The 17,436-nt window shown below is 74.2% G+C and carries 15 protein-coding genes and 1 riboswitch; of the genes, 3 read left to right on the forward strand and 12 right to left on the reverse strand.

Annotated elements, in window-relative coordinates; translation table 11 throughout:
• The first annotated feature begins 5 nt into the window (after positions 1-5).
• A complete protein-coding gene (locus tag ACWDBE_RS04520; protein ID WP_449790730.1) occupies positions 6-764 on the forward strand; it encodes a hypothetical protein in 759 nt (252 codons plus the stop codon).
• On the opposite strand, the gene ACWDBE_RS04525 is transcribed toward ACWDBE_RS04520, so the two are convergent.
• The 5 genes from ACWDBE_RS04525 to ACWDBE_RS04545 form a co-directional block, all read right to left on the reverse strand.
• The gene (locus ACWDBE_RS04525) at positions 761-1,588 is read right to left on the reverse strand and encodes an endonuclease/exonuclease/phosphatase family protein (RefSeq protein WP_449807194.1); all 828 of its coding nucleotides are present in this window, start codon (positions 1,586-1,588) and stop codon (positions 761-763) included. The two genes, ACWDBE_RS04520 and ACWDBE_RS04525, sit on opposite strands and share 4 nt — an antisense overlap.
• Before the next feature lie 164 nt (positions 1,589-1,752).
• The gene (locus tag ACWDBE_RS04530) at positions 1,753-2,697 is read right to left on the reverse strand and encodes an ROK family glucokinase (RefSeq protein WP_449790732.1); all 945 of its coding nucleotides are present in this window, start codon (positions 2,695-2,697) and stop codon (positions 1,753-1,755) included.
• Between the two features lie 191 nt (positions 2,698-2,888).
• Complete coding sequence (locus tag ACWDBE_RS04535; RefSeq protein WP_449790733.1) at positions 2,889-3,356, reverse strand: DUF5304 family protein; 468 nt, start codon at positions 3,354-3,356, stop codon at positions 2,889-2,891.
• Positions 3,357-3,494: 138 nt separating this feature from the next.
• Entirely contained in the window at positions 3,495-4,667 is a 1,173-nt protein-coding gene (locus ACWDBE_RS04540; protein ID WP_449807195.1) for an ArsA family ATPase, read from the reverse strand.
• A gap of 25 nt (positions 4,668-4,692) precedes the next feature.
• On the reverse strand, positions 4,693-5,154 hold the full coding sequence (locus ACWDBE_RS04545) for an SRPBCC family protein (protein WP_449790735.1): 462 nt from the start codon (positions 5,152-5,154) through the stop codon (positions 4,693-4,695).
• A gap of 337 nt (positions 5,155-5,491) precedes the next feature.
• On the opposite strand from ACWDBE_RS04545, the gene ACWDBE_RS04550 reads away from it, so the two are divergent.
• Positions 5,492-7,285: an AMP-dependent synthetase/ligase gene (locus ACWDBE_RS04550; protein WP_449790736.1), complete on the forward strand. Its 1,794-nt coding sequence runs from the start codon at positions 5,492-5,494 to the stop codon at positions 7,283-7,285.
• Positions 7,286-7,343: 58 nt separating this feature from the next.
• Here ACWDBE_RS04550 and ACWDBE_RS04555 read toward each other — a convergent pair whose 3' ends face one another.
• Entirely contained in the window at positions 7,344-8,480 is a 1,137-nt protein-coding gene (locus tag ACWDBE_RS04555) for a glycosyltransferase family 4 protein (RefSeq protein ID WP_392869394.1), read from the reverse strand.
• Positions 8,481-8,695: 215 nt separating this feature from the next.
• Here ACWDBE_RS04555 and ACWDBE_RS04560 point away from each other — a divergent pair, with 215 nt between their 5' ends.
• Positions 8,696-10,066 carry a glycosyltransferase 87 family protein gene (locus ACWDBE_RS04560; RefSeq protein ID WP_449807196.1) on the forward strand — a complete coding sequence of 457 codons (1,371 nt, stop codon included), beginning with the start codon at positions 8,696-8,698 and terminating at the stop codon, positions 10,064-10,066.
• Positions 10,067-10,077: 11 nt separating this feature from the next.
• Here ACWDBE_RS04560 and ACWDBE_RS04565 read toward each other — a convergent pair whose 3' ends face one another.
• From ACWDBE_RS04565 to ACWDBE_RS04590, 6 genes are all read right to left on the reverse strand, one after another.
• Positions 10,078-11,109, reverse strand: a complete 1,032-nt coding sequence (locus ACWDBE_RS04565) for a hypothetical protein (RefSeq protein ID WP_449807197.1) — start codon at positions 11,107-11,109, stop codon at positions 10,078-10,080.
• Between the two features lie 179 nt (positions 11,110-11,288).
• Positions 11,289-12,335: an NlpC/P60 family protein gene (locus tag ACWDBE_RS04570; protein ID WP_449790739.1), complete on the reverse strand. Its 1,047-nt coding sequence runs from the start codon at positions 12,333-12,335 to the stop codon at positions 11,289-11,291.
• A gap of 226 nt (positions 12,336-12,561) precedes the next feature.
• Positions 12,562-13,677 (reverse strand): NlpC/P60 family protein, encoded by a 1,116-nt coding sequence (locus tag ACWDBE_RS04575; RefSeq protein WP_449790740.1) that lies wholly within the window; start codon positions 13,675-13,677, stop codon positions 12,562-12,564.
• A gap of 10 nt (positions 13,678-13,687) precedes the next feature.
• Positions 13,688-13,841, reverse strand: a riboswitch (cyclic di-AMP (ydaO/yuaA leader).
• 338 nt (positions 13,842-14,179) lie between these two features.
• Complete coding sequence (locus tag ACWDBE_RS04580; RefSeq protein WP_392869402.1) at positions 14,180-15,217, reverse strand: C40 family peptidase; 1,038 nt, start codon at positions 15,215-15,217, stop codon at positions 14,180-14,182.
• A gap of 201 nt (positions 15,218-15,418) precedes the next feature.
• Complete coding sequence (locus ACWDBE_RS04585; protein WP_449807416.1) at positions 15,419-16,732, reverse strand: NYN domain-containing protein; 1,314 nt, start codon at positions 16,730-16,732, stop codon at positions 15,419-15,421.
• A gap of 252 nt (positions 16,733-16,984) precedes the next feature.
• Entirely contained in the window at positions 16,985-17,248 is a 264-nt protein-coding gene (locus ACWDBE_RS04590) for a hypothetical protein (protein ID WP_449790742.1), read from the reverse strand.
• Between the last annotated feature and the right edge of the window lie 188 nt (positions 17,249-17,436).

Below are 17,436 nucleotides of genomic sequence, written 5' to 3' on the forward strand. Positions count from 1 at the left end.
CGGAAGTGCACGAGAGCAGCACGGCGGGCGGCGGGGACGAGACTCCCCGCGAGGACGGCGCGACCAAGGACGGCGGGACGAACGCCGCCGCCCCGGGCGGCGTGCCGGCGGACCGTACCGGAGCGGACGGCGGCGCCCCGACGCCCCCGCCCGTCCGGGACGCCGTCAAGGACGCCACCGAGGGCTCCGCGCAGGACGCCACCGAGCCCGCGGCCCCCGCCGAGCGCCGTCCGCGCCGCGCGCCCGAGCGCAGCCAGGCCGAGCAGGACGAGATCTTCGCCGCCCTGGTCGCCCAGTTCGACGACCCGGTCGACCTCAACAACCCGAACTGGCCCGAGATCGAGAACCTCCGGGCGCAGAACGAGCTCAAGGGCGGCCACCAGGACGGCGGCCGCGGCGACCAGGGCGACCTCTCCGACCTCGCCCCCAAACCCCGCCCCCGCTCCGGCCGGCCGGTGATGCCGGCGGGCGGCGCGGGTCCTCGGGACTTCGAGCTGGCCGAGGAGACCGACGAGGGCCACTTCGTCCCGCCGGAGCCCCCGCCGCTGCCGACCGCCGACGTGACGGCCAAGTTCGCCTGGCTGGCGGTGCTCGGCGGCCCCGCCCTGCTGCTGGTCGACGCGGTGGTCTGGCGGGAGATCTCCGGCTGGCCCGCCTGGGTCGGGATCACCGCCTTCCTCGGCGGCTTCGTCACCCTGGTCGCGCGGATGAAGGACCGGGACGAGGACGAGCCGGAGGACCCGGACCACGGCGCGGTCGTCTAGCCGTTCGACGGGACGATCGGCAGTTCGAGGACGGCGAGCACCGGCAGGTGGTCGGTCGCGGCCCGCAGGTCCGCCTCGGTGACGCCGGGCAGCCCGTGCGGCACCCCGCAGCCGAGGACGGTGATCCCGGGCGTGGCGAAGACGGCGTCGATCCGCTGATAGGGGCGCTCCGGTACGGAGGTGAACTCGCCTCCCCAGGGCGCGGTCGGGTACCCGTCCTGGAGCCGGGAGGCCAGCAGCCGCCAGCCCGGCCCGTCCGGGTGCTCGTTGAAGTCCCCTGCCACGACGCCGAGTTCGGCGATGCCGAGCTGGTCGAGCAGCAGCTCGAACTGCCCGTGGCGCTCCTCCTGGTCCAGACTGAGGTGGCAGCTGGTGACGGTGAACGGCGCCGTGCCGGGCAGTCGCAGCAGCGCGCTGGCGAAGCCCCTGGCGTGCAGGCCGCGGGTCTTGGGCAGCAGCCGGTCGTGCACCTCCAGCAGTTCCACCGCACCGGGCCGGGCGAGCAGCAGCGGACCGGCGGCGGTGCGGCCGCCGCCGGCCAGCACGGCCGTCCCGGTGTTCCGGGCCAGCCAAGCGGCCTGGCCCTCGGGCCGCCAGTAGCGCGGGGCCTCCTGGACGCAGACCAGGTCCGGCTCGCAGGCCCTGATCACCCGGGCCAGCGCCCGCCGGTCGTCGCGCAGCGAGCGGATGTTGTAGCTGAGCAGGCGCAGCCGACCCGGGCCGGGCGGGGGCAGCGGTGCGGGCCGGGCGGCGGCCTCGGCCGCGGGGGCGCCCGTGCTCGGGCCGGTGTTCGCGGTCGAGGCGTTCGTGGTCGCGGCGCTCATGGTCCTCCCCTGGGCGGTCACCGGATCGGTCCGACCGTACGCGGCCGGGCCGGGACGTGCGACGGCGGCGGTGCGTCCGGGGTCGGTCGGGGCCCGGTCGCACCGCCGCCGGCGGGCTCGAGGAGTTCTCCCCCGCGGCCGAAGGCGCAAGGGGGAGGCCGTGATTACGGGACGCGGGCGAGGTCCGCCGCGCCGACGATGCCGGCGGCGGAGCCCATCGAGGCCAGCACGACCTCGGCGCGCGGACGGTGCACCCCGCCGGTCAGGTAGTGCTCGAAGGCCTTGGCGACCGGGTCGAGCAGCAGTCGGCCGGAGTCGGAGACGCCGCCGCCGAGCACGAAGACGCCCGGGTCGAACAGCGCGGCGAGGTCGGCCATGCCGCGGCCCAGCCAGTCGGCCAGCTCGGCGTAGCACTCCAGGGCGAGCGGGTCGCCCTCCTCGGCGGCCTGGGTGATGTGGATGCCGCGGATGGTCTCGGCCACGCCGTCGTTGAGCTCCAGCATCCGGTGGCCGCGCTGCGGGTCGGCGGCCGTCTTCTCCCGGCCGTAGCGGCGCAGCGCGCGGCCGGAGCCGTACTGCTCCCAGCAGCCCTTGCCGCCGCAGCCGCAGAGCAGGCCGTCGGGGACCATGTTGAGGTGGCCGATCTCGCCGGCCACGCCGAAGCGGCCGCGGTGCAGCCGGCTGTCCAGGACGATGCCGCCGCCGATGCCGGTGCCGACGGTGATCAGCACCATGTCACGGTGGTCGGCGGCCGCGCCGAAGCGGAACTCGGCCCAGGCCGCGCAGTTGGCGTCGTTCTCGACGACGGTGGACAGGCCGGTGAGCTCCTCGATCCGCCCGCGCAGCGGCTCGTTCTCCCAGTCGATGTTGGGGGCGAAGATCACCGTGGAACGGTTGCTGTCGACGAAGCCGGGGGCTCCGACACCCACCGCCGTGACGCCGGGGTGCTCCTCCTTGAGCTCGCGCACCGCCTGCGCGATGGCGTCGACCGCCCACTGCGGATCGGCCGGGGTGGGCACCCTCGTCCGGGCCAGGATCGCGCCCGCGTCGTCGACCACGCCTGCCGCGATCTTGGTCCCGCCGACATCGACGCCGATGGTCAGAGCCATGTGTCCCTCAGCTATTCACTCGTTCCGCTGGACGGAACGCTACCGCCCAACCCGGCCCCCGTATACAGCCTCGCATACATTATCCGAAGACAATTCTGGGGAAACCGGGCCGCGAAGCTTCAAAAGTCGTATCTAATCTCCTCCTTCGTGACGTACGAGAGCAACGCGATCACCCTCCGAAAGTTACGGTTTCACTGCTTGGCGGACGGCCCGTCAGCCTCGTCAAAGCCGGCACCACGGCCGGCACCACGGTCCGCGCCGGGGGCGGCGTCGGAGTCGGCGTCGAGGTCGATCTTCTCGGTCGGCGCGCCCGGCCCGGCGGTCCAGCGGCTCTCGTGCCCGGCCACGGCGGCGCGGTAGGCGGCCAGCAGTTCGGAGCCCGCGGCAGCGAGCCCGGTGCCGGCGGCGGCGAGGTGGGAGTAGACCTCCGGCTGCTGGGTGCGCAGCCGGTCGGCCAGCCCGGAGAGGGTGATCAGGGTGGTGGCGCTCGCCTCCTGGGCCTTCTCGCCGAGCGCCCCGGCGAACCGGCGCACCTCGTCCACCAGCGGGCCCAGCTCCGGCCCGAACGGGTGTCCCTGGCCGCCGGGCCCGCCGTCCTGCCCGCCGCCGGGCTCGGTGCGGTCGTCGCCGGGCTCGGTGCGGTCGTCGGTGCTGGTCATCGCGGGCGCCTCCTCAGCCGTGGCCGCACCCCGCGGCCCTCCGGCCCGACGCTACCCGACCGGCCGGGCGGCCCGAAAAGCCGACGACCGCCCGCCGAGAGTCGCGTCGAACGCCCGCCGCCCCCGGCCGACCCCCCGTCAGCCCCGGGGCCAGAGCGCCGGGTCGGGCGCGAACCGCACCGAGAGCACCCCCTCCTGCAGCCCCGCCCCGGCCACCGCGCAGCGGCGCAGCGCGGACGGCAGGGTGAGCACCCGGCGGTGGGTGCCGAGTCCGACCACCAGTTCGTCGCCCCGGCGGACCAGGTCCAGCTCGGAGCGGTCGGCGCCGGGCAGGTCGAGGTGCCAGACCAGCAGGCCCTCCTCGGCGAGCCGGTCCTCGACCGGCCAGGGCTCGGGCGCGAGCCGCTCGGGCCCGTCCGCGTCCCCGTAGAGCCGGTCGGCGACGTCCTCCAGGGTGACCTCGGCCAGGCCGGTGATCAGCACCGGGGCGTCGGTCTCGGCGGCGAGCCCGGTCAGCTCCTCCTGCCGGCGGCGGGCCAGGGCGGCCAGCCAGGGGTCGGGTGAGGCGGCGGCGGCCTCGGGCAGCGCCCCGTGCACGACCACGGCGTCCGGCCGGTGCCCGTGCAGCGCGAGCCCGGCCCTGATCCGGCGCAGCTCCCGGTACGGGTGGCCGTCGGCCGGGACGACCAGCCGGACGCTGGTGCCGGGGTCGGTGATCGCGGCACGGGACTCGGCGAGGGCCGCGGCGGCCTTGGTGCGCCCCTCGTACAGCCAGTCGGCGGGCATCGGGACGCCGGCCAGCCCGGCCAGCAGCGGGCGCAGGGCCCGGGCGGCCTGGCGCTGCTCGGGGACGAGCCGGTCGAGGTAGCGGGCGAGCTGCTCGGGCAGCGCGAGGGTGGCGATCAGTTCGGCGGGCGGCGGGGCGAGCACCACCAGGACGTCCTGGTCGGCGGCGGGCAGGGCGCGCAGCAGGGCGAGCCGGGCGATGCCGGGGAGGGCGGTGAGCTCCTCGGGGTCGAGCTGTTCGGCGCCGAGCAGGTCGAGGGCGGGCTTGAGCCGGCCGGTGAGCTCGCCGACGGCGTAGCGGAAGGCGGCCTGCTCGTCGATCCGGGAGACGGTCAGGCCCGGGGCGTACAGCAGCGGTTCGGGCTCCAGCCGGGTACCGAGGGCGGAGTCCAGGGCTCGGTGCGGGTCGTCGGCGGCCAGCAGCCAGGTTCGGTGGCCGCGCCGGGCGGCGTGCAGTGCGGTGGCGGCGGCCACCATGGGCGCGCCGGCGTCACCGCTGACCAGGATGGTGCGTGTCGCCGTCATGCCGTCCTCCCCCCGTTCGGTGGTGTCAGCTCTGGGCGGGCTTCTTGCCGTCGGTGCCCTCGACGCGCTTCTTCAGGCCGGCCAGGGCGCGGTCGATGATGACCTTCTCGGCCTTGCGCTTGATCATGCCGAGCATCGGGATCTTGACGTCCACGGCGAGCTGGTAGGTCACCTCGGTGCGGCCGCCGGCCAGCGGGGCGAGGATGTAGGAGCCGTCCAGCGAGCGGAGCATCTGGCTGCGGACGAGGGTCCAGGAGACCTCGCGGTCGCCGTCCCAGGTGTAGGCGAGGACGTGTTCGTCGCGGATGGCGCCGGCGTCGAGCAGCAGCCGGACCTCGGCGGCGCGGCCGTCCTCACCGGTCTTCAGGACCTCGATCTCCTTGACCTCGCCGGTCCAGGCCGGGTAGGCGGCGAAGTCGGCGATCACGGCCATGACCGTGGCCGGGGTCGCGTCGATGGTGATGCTCGACCTGGTGTGCTCCGCCATGGAATGGCCCTCCGCCTCGTCGCCTCTGCCTGCCGGTCCGGCCGGGGCGCGCTCGGCCCGGTCCGCCCGGAGCAGGCTATCGCGACCGGTGCGCGGCCCGGTGGCGCGGGCCTCGCTCCGCGGGCGGCCGTGGCACGGGCGGGCACCCGGCGGGCGGGCATGTTACCGGCCGGTCGGGCCGCGCTGCCGTAGGGTGCCATTCGAACGACCCGGTCACGGCCTGGTCGGACCCGGCCGGGTGTGACACTTCGAACACCGGGGCCGACCCCTCTGGTCGAAGCTGCCTACCGGGCAGTAACGTCCTGCCGTCCCGCAGCGTCGCGAACGAGGAGCAGTCTTGCTCGACTTCAGCCTTCCGGCCCTCTACCAGGTACCGAGCGGCGGCAACCTCGCCGACCCGGTGCACCGGAACGCCGAGGAGCACCCGGACGTCGCCGTGCTCAGCCGCAAGGTGGACGGCCACTGGCAGGAGTTGACGTCGGTCCAGTTCCTGGCCGAGGTGCACGCCGCCGCGAAGGGCCTGATCGCCGCGGGCGTGCGGCCGGGCGACCGGGTGGGCATCATGTCCCGCACCCGGTACGAGTGGACGCTGCTGGACTTCGCGATCTGGACGGCCGGCGCGGTCACCGTGCCGGTGTACGAGACCTCCTCCCCCGAGCAGGTCGAGTGGATCCTCGGCGACTCGGGCGCCGTCGCCGTGATCACCGAGACCGCCCAGCACGTCGCGGTGGTCGGCGAGGTCCGTGACCGGCTGCCGGAGCTGAAGCACACCTGGCAGATCGAGGGCGGGGCACTCGCCGCGCTGGACGCCGCCGGGCAGGACGTCCCGGACGCGACGGTCCACGAGCGCCGCCGGATCGCCGGCCCCGACGACGTCGCCACCATCGTCTACACCTCGGGCACCACCGGCCGCCCGAAGGGCTGTCAGCTGACGCACGGCAACTTCCTGGCCGAGTGCGGCAACATCGTCGAGCGCCTGGCCCCGCTGTTCCGCACCGGCGAGAGTTCCGTCCTGCTCTTCCTCCCGCTGGCCCACGTGCTCGCCCGGATCGCCGAGATCGCCCCGGCGATGGCCCCGATCAAGCTCGGCCACGTCTCCGACATCCGGGACGTCACCGCCGAGCTGGCCGCCTTCAAGCCGACCCTGATCCTGGGCGTGCCCAGAGTGTTCGAGAAGGTCTACAACACCGCCCGCGCCAAGGCCCAGGCCGACGGCAAGGGCAGGATCTTCGACAAGGCCGCCGACACCGCGATCGCCTACAGCCGGGCGCTGGACGCCGGCGGCGCCGGTCTGGTCCTGCGGCTCAAGCACGCGGTCTTCGACAAGCTGGTCTACAGCAAGCTGCGCGCCGCCCTCGGCGGCCGGGCCACCCACGCCATCTCCGGCGGCGCCCCGCTCGGCGAGCGCCTGGGCCACTTCTACCGCGGCATCGGCTTCACCGTCCTGGAGGGCTACGGCCTGACGGAGACCTGCGCGGCCACCGCCTTCAACCCGTACGACAGGCCGAAGATCGGTACGGTCGGCCAGCCGGTGCCCGGCTCCTCCGTCCGGATCGCCGAGGACGGCGAGGTCCTCCTCAAGGGCCCGCACGTCTCCACCGGCTACTGGAACAACCCGCAGGCCACCGCCGACGCCTTCAAGGACGGCTGGTTCTCCACCGGCGACCTCGGCTCGCTGGACTCCGACGGCTACCTGACCATCACCGGCCGCAAGAAGGAGATCATCGTCACGGCCGGCGGCAAGAACGTCGCCCCGGCCGTGATCGAGGACCGGATCCGCGGCCACGCCCTGGTCGGAGAGGTCATGGTGGTCGGCGACCGCAAGCCGTTCGTCGCCTGCCTGATCACCGTCGACCCGGACTTCTTCCCGAAGTGGAAGGAGCTCAACGGCAAGCCCGCCGGCGCCACCGTCGCCGACCTCGCCGAGGACCCGGACCTGCTGGCCGCCCTCCAGGCCGCGGTCGACGACGGCAACGCGGCCGTGTCGCACGCCGAGGCGGTCAAGAAGTTCCGCCTGCTGGACACCGAGTTCTCCGAGGAGAGCGGCCACCTGACGCCCTCGCTGAAGCTCAAGCGCAACGCCGTGCTGAAGGACTTCGCCGCCGACGTCGAGGCGCTCTACCGGAAGTAGCCGCCGGCGCCGTACGGGCCCCGCCTCTCCAGGAAGGAGGTGGGGCCCGTACGCGCCGTCACCCGGCCAGCAGCGAGGTCAGCCGCCCGGCCAGCAGGTCCCAGCGCCAGGAGCGCTCCACCCAGCGCCGCCCGGCCTCGCCCATCCGCCGCCGCAGCTCCTCGTCGCGCAGCAGCCGCACGATCCGCTCGGCCGCCGCCGAGGCCGAGCCGCCGGGCACCACGTACCCGGTCTCGCCTTCCAGCACCGCGTCCGGCGCCCCGCCGGAGTCCCCCGCGACCACCGGCAGGCCGGTCGCCGACGCCTCCAGGTAGACGATGCCCAGGCCCTCGACGTCCAGGCCCCCGCGCCGGGTCCGGCAGGGCATCGCGAAGACGTCCCCGGCGCCGTAGTGGGCCGGCAGCTCCTCCCACGGCACCGAGCCGGTGAACCGCACCGAGTCCCGTACGCCGGTGGCGTCCGCGAGCTTCTCCAGGTCCGCCCGGTACGGGCCGCCGCCGACGATCAGCAGCACCGCGTCCGGCACGTCGGCGAGGATCTGCGGCATCGCCTCGATGAGGGTGTCCTGGCCCTTGCGCGGCACCAGCCGGGAGACGCAGACCACCACCGGCCGGTCCGCCAGCCCGAGCCGGCGGCGCACCTCGGCGCCCCCGGAGTCCGGGTGGAAGGTCGTCTCGTCCACGCCCGGCGGCAGCTGGACCATCCGGGCCGCGGCCTGCGGCCCGACCGCGGCGGCGATCCGGGAGCGGGTGTACTCGCCCAGGTACGTCAGCACGTCGGTACCCGCGCCGATCCGCCGCAGCAGCTGCCGGGAGACCGGCAGCTGGGCCCAGGCGGCCTCGTGCCCGTGGGTCATGCCGAGCAGCCGGCCGGCCCCGGCCCGGCGCAGCGTGGGCGCCATCAGCCCGAGCGGGGCGGCGGCACCGAACCAGACCGAGTCGCACTTCTCCGCCCGCAGGATCTCGGCGGCCCGCCGGGTGACCCGCGGTGTGGGAACCATCACCTTCGTCCGGTCCCGGATCACCGGGAACGGCTGCTCCGCGTCGAAGCGGGCCACCTCGCTGCCGTCCCGCCAGGTGGAGGCGTAGACCACCACGCTGCCTGCGGGCTGACGGACGGCCATGTTGTGCACGAACGCCTGGATGCCGCCGGGGCGGGGCGGGAAGTCATTGGTGACGATCAAGGTTCTGTGCATCAGGCCAGGCTCGCTCGGTCGGGGGGTGCGCGGTGTACCGCTGGGTGATCCGTACGATAGGTCAACACCATGACCCGCCGGGAACGGAACCGCACACGGCAACCGTTTGACCCCCGGGTCAGTCCTAGTACCTAGGCCGTCGTCCAGGACGCGGCCCGGGCGTCCGTCGGTACGACGCCTCCGGTGGGGACGTCCGAGACGAACGAGGGAGCGCAGTGGAATTGGCCCCGGCCACCGAGCCCGGTTCTTCGCGCGGCCGCCTCGGCCGCCCGCTCGGGGCGCTCGCCGCGCTCGGTGCCACCGGGGTCGCCACCCGCGCCCTGCTGGTACTGCTGGCGACGGGCGTGCTGAAGGCGCCCGGCGGCGACGTCACCGCGGACGTCTGGATGATCTACCACGCCTGGTACGGCGTGCTCCAGACCGGCACCTTCCCGTTCGACGACGTGACCTGGCAGTACCCGCCGGGCGCCGCCCTGGTGATCCTGCTGCCGGGCCTGCTGCCCTGGTCGTACCTGGTGTCGTTCTGGGTGATCTGCGGGATCGCCGACGCCGCCGCGGCCGCGCTGCTGGTGCGCACCGGCCTGCGCCGGGGCCGGGCGCTGACCGGCGCCTGGATGTGGGTGGTGGGCGTCCCGCTGCTCGGCCCGATGATCTACAACCGCTTCGACGTCATCGTCACCGCGGTCGCCCTGGCCGGCCTGCTGGCGCTGATCCGCCGCCCGGCCGTGGGCGGACTGCTGCTGGGCCTGGGCGGCATCGTCAAGATCTGGCCGCTGCTCGGCCTGATCGGCACCCCCTCCGGCCGCCGCACCCGCCGCTCCTGGACGCTGGCGGGGGCCACCGCCGTCTCGATCGGCTTCCTGCTGACGGCCGGGATGAACGGCGCCTTCGAGTTCCTGGCGTTCCAGAAGGACCGCGGCATCGAGGTCGAGTCGCTCGGCGCGCTGCCGCTGCACTTCGCCCGGCTCGCCGGCGCCTGGGACGGCAAGGTCACCATGAACTACGGCTCCCCGGAGATGCTCGGGCCGTGGGTCAGCGTGATCAGCAAGGTGATGATGGCCGGCACCCTGCTGGGCTTCGCCTGGCTGCTGCTGTGGCGCTACACCTCCAAGCGCCGCAGCGCGGCCACCATGTACGACGCGGCGCTGTGCGCGCTGCTGATCTTCGTGGTGACCAGCCGGGTGATCAGCCCGCAGTACCTGGTCTGGCTGGTCGGCGTCGCGGCGGTCTGCCTGACCGTGCGCAACAGCAGCCAGCGGCCGGTGGCGCTGCTGATCCTGCTCGCCTGCCCGCTCACCCTGGTCGAGTTCCCGACCATGTTCACCCAGGTCCTGGCCAGCGAACCGGCGGCGGTCGCCGTACTGGCCGCGCGCAACCTGCTGCTGCTGGCCGCGGCCGTGCTCTCCTGCGTCCGGCTCTGGCGCTCCACCCGCGGCGAGGCGCCGCTGCCGCCCACCGTGGTGCTGGACCACGAGCCCGCCGCACTGCCGGCCGCCGGCTATCCGGTGCGCCCGGGCATCGCCTACGAGCAGGACCTGCTGGACGGCATCGACCACCCGGGCGCCCCGGCCCGGCAGCACCGCTGAGCCGGCGCCGGTCAGCCCTTCAGCGCCGCCACCTGCTCCAACCAGAGCCTGGTGAACTCCGCCAGCCCGACGCCCAGCTCGCGGCGCATCAGCCGGTCCGTCCGGCGCTCCCGGTCCTCGCCCTGCCCGTCGGCCGCTCCTACGGCCCGGTAGAAGGCGACCAGCCGCTGCGGCCCGTGGGTGCGGGCGATCAGCTCGCAGGCCAGCCAGGACTGCTCGTAGGCCTGGGCGATGCCGTCGGCCCCGGCGGCGAAGTCCCGGTCGGCGGGCAGCGCGGCGGGCTGCTTCCCGGCGGCGACGTCCCTGGCCAGCTCGGGGGCGATCTGCTGCGGGCCGCGGGCCGAGTCGCGGTAGGCCGTCCAGTCGGCGACGCCCTCGGAGAGCCACAGCGGGGTCCAGGCCCGGGTGTCGGCCCTGGTGGCGACGTGGGTGGCCTCGTGGGTGATCACCACCTGACGGCCGAAGTCGCTGAGCCGCCCGTACGCCTCCGGGTTGACCAGCACCCGGTCCGCCGGGGTGTGCCAGGGCGCGCCGGGGGCGGCCACGGTGACCGCCGCCATGCCCGTCCAGCCGTCCGGGTCGCCCTCCAGCAGCCGGGCGAACCGCTCCTCGGTGGCGGGCCACTCCAGCAGCAGCCGCTGCGGCCAGGCGTCGCCCCAGACCTCGGTGACGGCGGGCACCGCCCGGTCCGCCACCGCGACCAGCTCGGCCGGGTCGGGGCCGTCGACCGGCCCGAGCACCAGGCAGTGCGCGCCCGGCGCCGACCGCAGCGGCCCGAAGTCCCAGGGCGCGGGCGGTCCGCCCGCGTTCTCCTCGCGCTCCACCCGCCAGCCGTCCCCGGCCGGGACCAGCTCGATCCGGCGCGGGTACACCACCGGGTACTCGTCGTACCCGGCGATCCGCACCGTCAGGTCGGCGGCGGCGGTCAGCCGTTCCGGCCCGCCGGAGGCGGCGAGCACCACGTTGCGGTACGCCGCCTCGGCCACCGGCAGCCCGGCCCACGGCGGTGCCGCCCCGACCCGCTCCGCCAGTGCGGAGGCCACCTCGCCGTGCCGGTCCGCCGAGCGCGCCGCGGGCGGCGCCGCCGGGGCGGCCGGGGGCAGCGACAGCTGGGCCAGCCCGCCGGCCGCGAGCAGCAGCGCGCCCCGCCGGGACAGGGCGCGGCGGGGGCGGGGTATCCCGGCGGGGTCTGCGGGGTCGGCGGAGCCGGGCGTCGGGGCGTTCAGAGCCGGACCACCCCGGAGACCGGCATGGCGGTGACGCTCTCGTAGCGGACCTTGGCACCCGGGCGGGGGGCGTGCACGATCACGCCGCCGCCGGCGTACATGCCGACGTGGTGCATGTCCCGGTAGAAGATCACCAGGTCTCCCGGTCGCGCTTCGGACAGGCTGATCCGCTGCCCGGCGTACGCCTGGGCCTGCGAGGTGCGCGGCAGGGTCACTCCGGCCTGCCGCCAGCTGTAGTACATCAGACCCGAGCAGTCGAAGGCGTGCGGTCCGGTGGCCCCGTAGACGTACGGGGAGCCGATCATCCGCACCGCGGCGGCAAGCGCGGCCGCCCCCCGCTCGGAGGCGGGCGGGGCGGTGCCGAGGTCCAGCCGGTCGGTGCCCCGGGTGGCGCGCTGCTCGGCGTCCCGGGCGTCCTGGGCCGTCATCCGGGCCCGCTCGGCGGCGCCCAGGCCGTTCAGCAGCTTCTGCGCCCCGGCGAGCCGCTGCTGGATCTGCTGCTTGGTGTCGGCGAGCGTGCGGCGGGTCTGGTCCAGCTCGGCGAGCTTGCCGGCCGCCTCGGTGCGGCGCTGGTCGAGCCGGCGCTGCCGGGTGACCAGCTCGTGCAGGGTCTCCTGCTGGCGCGCGGCGGCCTGCCCCAGGGTGCGGGCGCGGACCAGGTAGCCCTCCGGGTCGGACGAGAGGAACAGCTGGGCGGTCTGGGCCATTCCGCCACCGCGGTACTCGGCCCCGGCCACTGTCGCCAGGTCGCCGCGCAGTTCGTTGAGCTGGTCCTGGGCGATGGCGATCTCGCCCTGGAGGATCGTGGTCTCGCCCTGGAGCCGCCGCTGGGCCTCCTGCGCCGCGTTCGCCTTCTCGGAGGCCTGCTCGGCCTCGTCGTACAGCTGCTCGACCTGCGTCCTGACGTCCTGACGATCGCCCGGGTCCGGGCTGTCCGGCGCGGCCTGGGCGCGGCCTCCGGCGGCCACGCCCAGCGCGGTGGCGGCGGCCGCGGTCAGCACCAGCGCCCGGGTGAGCAGTTGGGAACGGCGGTGCACGGGCATGGCGGCAGCGGCTCCAATCCTGCGGCGCGGCCCCGCCGCCGCACCGGGACGGGCGGCCGTCGAGCGGGAGTCCGGTGGCAGACGTTAGCGAGTCCGGGCAAGCGAGTCCAAACCCTTCCCAACCCGAATATTCGACCCCTAATCGGACATCAGCTCGACCCGCCGGAAAAGCCGCAGGCCCGGCCTTCCCTGGGGAAGACCGGGCCCGGAGGCGTCCGAGCGGGGATCAGACCCGCACGATGGAGGTCAGCGGCATGTTGCCGACCGCCTCGTAGCGCACCGACGCACCCGGCTTGGGAGCGTGCAGCACCTGGCCGTTGCCGGCGTAGATGCCGACGTGGTGGGCGTCGCTGTAGAAGATCAGCAGGTCGCCGGGCTGGGCCTGGGAGATGTCCGAGCCGATCCGGGTGCCGGCCCCGGCCTGCGCCTGCGAGGTGCGCGGCAGCGACACCCCGGCCTGGTTGAACGCCCAGACCATCAGGCCGGAGCAGTCGAAGGAGCCCGGGCCGGTGGCGCCCCAGACGTACGGGCTGCCGACCTTGGACGCGGCGTACGAGAGGGCGGCGGCACCGCGCGAGCTGCCCGCGGCCACCTTCACCGGAGCGGCGGTCGAGCCGGTCGCCAGGTTGCCGCGGCTGTTGTCGCGCGAGGCGCGGTCGGCCTGCTGCTGCTGCGCCTGGGCGGCGTCGGCCTTGGCCTTGGCGTCGGCCGCGGCCTTCTCCTCGGCCTGGCGCAGCGCCTGGCGGTCCTGCTCGGTCAGGGTGTTGAGCAGGTCCTGGGCCGCCTTCAGCTTGCCCTGGACCTCGTCCTTGGAGGCCTTCAGCTGCTGGGTGGTCGACTCCAGCTCGGCGAGCTTGCCCTGGGCCTCGTTGCGGTCCTGGTCGAGCTTGCGCTGCTGCTCCTGGAGCTCCTTCAGCTGCCCCTTCTGGGTGCTGCCGGCCTGGTTCAGCGTGCCGGCCTGGCTGAGGAAGTTGTCCGGGCTGGAGGAGAACATCAGCTGGACGGTCGGGGATATGCCCCCGTTGCGGTACTGCTCGCCGGCGATCTCGGCGAGGCCGCCCTGGAGCTCGGTGACCTGGGCCTGCTGACGGGCCACCTGGTCCTGCAGGCCGGAGACCTGCTTCTCCAGCTCCTGCTGCTTGGCCTGGGCGGCGTTGTAGTTCTCGGTCGCGACCTCGGCCTGCTCGTTGAGCTGGTCGACCTGCCCCTTGACCTGTTCCTTGGTCGGCTGCGGGTCCGCGTGGGCACCCTGCGCGGAGAGGACGACGGCCGCCGCGGCGACACCCGTCAGGATCGAGACGCGGGCGCGACCGGCGGGCTTGGGACGACGATGGGACGCCACGAAGGCGGACTCCTTCTTCCTACGTCCGCCTACCGGGTGAGCTGACGGGTTCGGGCCGGAAGCATGCCCTACGACGCCTCACGGCCGTTCCACCGGCCGACCTGGCGCCGATTCACCCCGGAGGAACATGGTTCCCCGGCTCCGCTCCGCAGCGCCCCCGAACACTGGGCTCCCCTGTCGGGCAGTCGCTTCGACCTGCCCCGCTGCCTCGCGAACTCGGCGGTAACCACCGCCGCCACCCTGGCTGGGCGATCGACAGTGCGGTGGTTCGGAGCATGACCCTAGTAACTGAACCGTGATCCGTTCAAATCCTTGTCAGAAAAAAGGCAGAAGATTACCCAAGTTCTTTTGTGAAAATGACCGATGGTGACCACTGGCACACACAAGGCTGATCGGTTCTCAGCATGTGGTCGCGAAAGGGCGGGAAAGCCGAACGCCACCCCCAAGGGAGGGTGGCGCTTTTCACAGGCCCCCGAGGGAGCCCGGCGGGCGTGTCGGACCGTCAGACCCGGCGGATGGTGTTGATCGGCATCGCGTCGGCCTTCATCACCTTCACCACGTCACCGGTGTGCGGCGCGTGGACCACCATGCCGTTGCCGATGTACATCCCGACGTGGTGCATGTCGGAGCCGTAGATCACCAGGTCGCCGGGCTGGGCCTGGTCCAGCGAGGGCACCCGGGTGCCGTAGTGGCCCTGCTCCTGCGAGGTGCGCGGCAGCGAGACGCCCGCCTGCCCGTACGACCAGACCATCAGGCCCGAGCAGTCGAAGGTGGTCGAGCCGGTGGCGCCCCACACGTACGGCGAGCCCTGCTTGCTCATCGCCTTGGCCATCGCCACGGCCGCGTAGCCGCTGGCCGGCGGCAGGCTGCCGAGGTCGACCCGCTCGCTGCCGCGCGAGGCGCGGTCGTCCTGCGCCTGCTGGGCCTTCAGCGCGGCGCGGTCGGCGGCGCTGAGCGAGTTCAGCAGGTCCTGGGCGGCCTTCAGCTTGGTGTTGACGTCCGCCTTGGCCTGATTGAGGTCCTTGGTGGTGGTGTCCAGCGAGGCGAGCACGGCGGCCGCCTCGGCCTTCTCCTGGTCCAGCCGGCGCTGCTGTTCCAGCAGCCCCTTGAGCGCCTCGGCCTGGCTGGTGCTGGCCTGCTGGACGGTCGAGGCCTTCTCCAGGTAGCCGGACGGGTCGGAGGAGAGCATCAGCTGGACGGACGGGTCGATGCCGCCGGAGCGGTACTGATCCCCCGCCACCTCGGCCAGGCCACCCTGGAGCTGGGTCATCTGCTCCTGGCTGCGGGCCACCTGGTCCTGCAGCTGGTCGGCCTGCTTGCGCAGCTGGTCGGCCCGCTCCTTGGCGCCGTTGTACTTCTCCGCCGCCTGCTCCTGCTCCTCCTGGAGCTGGTCGATCTGCGCCTTGACGTCCGCCTTGTTCGGCTGCGGCGCGGCGTGCGCGGCCACCTGGGCGGAGAGGGCGACCGCGGTCGCAGCGGCAGCGGTGAGCACGGAGATCCGCGCGCGGCTCGGCTGCTTGGGACGGCGGTGGGAGGCCAAGGGACCGGCTCCTTCTTCCAGCGGACTCACCTGATGGGATGAGATTCCCGAAAATAGGTTTGACGCCAGACCCTAGTGAAGATCTATCCGTTTTGCCACTCCCCCGATGGCATGAACTCGGCCACCCCACACTGACTCCACAGCCCCCTCACAAGGCCCCGGAACCGCCCCTGACCAGGAATCACACGGAATCGGCCGAGGTCAGGGCCGGGCCAGCCGGTTCAACAGCAGCACCGACGCCACGGGGCGCGCGCCCGCCTTCCGCACGCCCTCCGCGACCTCCCGGTCGGTGGACACCACCACCACCGGACGACCCTGCGGCTCGGCCCGCACCAGACGGCGGATCAGCTCGTCGGCCGTTTCCCCGGTCCGGCTGAACCGCACCCGGACCCCGCGCGGTGGCGCCATGATCACCGGGACGTCCAGGTCCTGCCCGTCGAACACGCAGGTGACCTCCGCCTGGGTGCGCTGAGCCAGCATCGCCAGCCCGCCCAGCAGCCGGATCCGCTGTTGCTCCAGCGGCAGTGCCGGATAGCCGGCCTTGGTCACGTTGTAGCCGTCCACCACCAGGTGGACCTGGGGGATCGCCAGCAGCTGGTCCAGCAGCGCCGGATCGTCCTCGGCCAGCCCGCGCCGGGCCACGTCGTGCGGCGAGGCCGCCCCCGGCACCACCGCCTCCACCAGGTCCGCCGGGCGGATCTGGGAGACCGGCAGCGCCAGCTCCCGCTGCAGACCCTGGGCCGACTGCAGCACGGTGTCGAGCAGCAGCCGCAGCCGCATGTCCTCGACGCTGCGCCCCTCGCGGGCCGACCGGCGGCCCTGCTCGGCCGCGGTCTCCAGTTCGGAGAGCCGGTGCCGGAGCCTGCGCGCCTCGGTCTCGGCAGCGCCGCGCTCGGCCGCGGCCTGCGCCTTCAGGGCCTCCAGCTCACCGCTCACCCGGCGGGTCTCGGCCTGCGCCCGGCGGGTGTCGCTCTCCAGCGACCGCACCTTCTTGCGCAGCGACTCGGCCTCCTTGCGGACACCGTCGGACTCGGCCCGCTGCCGGTCCAGGTCCGCCCGGGCGGCGGCCCGTACCTCGGCCAGCTCGGCCTGCAGCTTCTCCACCAGCCGGGCGGCCTCCGCGGCCGCGTCCTCGGCACCGGCCCGCTCGGCCTCCTCGCCGGCCTCGGCCACCAGCCGGCTCCAGCCCGCCGAACGCACCAGGTAGGCGGCGGCCGCGACGTCCATCGGATCGGCGGCGCTCGGGACGGTGCCGCACTCCAGCGCCCTCACCAGGTCCGGCTGCCCGAGGCGCAGCCGCTCGGCTATCCGCACCCGGAAGGCCGGCTCCGCCTCCAGCGCCGCCGCCAGCGCCGTGGCCGCGTACTTGGCCCGCCGCACCGGGGTGAACTTGACGTACTGGCGCAGGCTCTGCGGGAGCTCGGCCGGCGGCAGCCCGCCGAGCGCGTCCGAGGCCAGCCCGACCACGCGCCGGCGCACCCCCTCGGGCAGCGGCCGGTCGAGCTTCTCGGCCACGCGCTCCGCCGCGGGCTCGGAGGAGTCGTCCGCCGTCCCGGCCGCCTCGGCCTGGGCCTCGGCCGCAGCGGGCTGAAGCCCCTGGGCTTCGCCGGGCTCCTTCGCTGCGTCCACCACGTCCTCGGCTCCGATCCTGGTCCAGCGGGGTCGGCCGCGGCCGCCCCTGTCGTCACGCTCCGTGCGTCTTGTTCTGTATTGTCCCGTGCGGCGCGGGCGGGTGCTCCGCGCACCCGCCCGCCGCGGCGGCGGGGATCAGCCCTGCTCGGCGGGGGCCTGCTCCCCCTCGGCACCCGGGCGGGCCACCAGCTCGACCTGGTCCACCGCGTTGCACCAGCGGCAGCGCACCGACTCGATCGTCTCGCTGAGCACCTCGGTCTCCTCGACCTCGGACTCGCCGGCCAGGTCGAAGTGCAGGAACTCGGTCACCCGCGCGGTGCGGGTCACGTCGAAGCGGGTGAGGTTGCCGCACAGGGTGCAGCGCCAGCGCGTCTCGGCGGTCAGGGCGGGGACGGTCATCGGGGGTCCTCTCGGGTGGTCCCTGGGTGGGCTAGGCGCTCCCCCCGGAGCCCCGGCATCGGCGGCGGGAGGCGGGAATGCCCGCCCCAAGCCTATTGCCTGGGGCAACCACCGCGGCCACCGGTCGCCTGAACTCCCCGGCTAGTCCACCTGCCGTAAACCACCGTGTCACCTGCGGCGCCCGGAGG

The sequence above is a fragment of the Kitasatospora sp. NPDC001132 genome, from assembly GCF_053598415.1.

Bases quoted from the DNA above. Each gene is read 5' to 3' on its own strand.
- ACWDBE_RS04525 (WP_449807194.1), bottom strand. From the start codon at position 1,588: ATGAGCGCCGCGACCACGAACGCCTCGACCGCGAACACCGGCCCGAGC.
- ACWDBE_RS04530 (WP_449790732.1), bottom strand. From the start codon at position 2,697: ATGGCTCTGACCATCGGCGTCGATGTCGGCGGGACCAAGATCGCGGCA.
- ACWDBE_RS04535 (WP_449790733.1), bottom strand. From the start codon at position 3,356: ATGACCAGCACCGACGACCGCACCGAGCCCGGCGACGACCGCACCGAG.
- ACWDBE_RS04540 (WP_449807195.1), bottom strand. From the start codon at position 4,667: ATGACGGCGACACGCACCATCCTGGTCAGCGGTGACGCCGGCGCGCCC.
- ACWDBE_RS04545 (WP_449790735.1), bottom strand. From the start codon at position 5,154: ATGGCGGAGCACACCAGGTCGAGCATCACCATCGACGCGACCCCGGCC.
- ACWDBE_RS04555 (WP_392869394.1), bottom strand. From the start codon at position 8,480: ATGCACAGAACCTTGATCGTCACCAATGACTTCCCGCCCCGCCCCGGC.
- ACWDBE_RS04570 (WP_449790739.1), bottom strand. From the start codon at position 12,335: ATGCCCGTGCACCGCCGTTCCCAACTGCTCACCCGGGCGCTGGTGCTG.
- ACWDBE_RS04590 (WP_449790742.1), bottom strand. From the start codon at position 17,248: ATGACCGTCCCCGCCCTGACCGCCGAGACGCGCTGGCGCTGCACCCTG.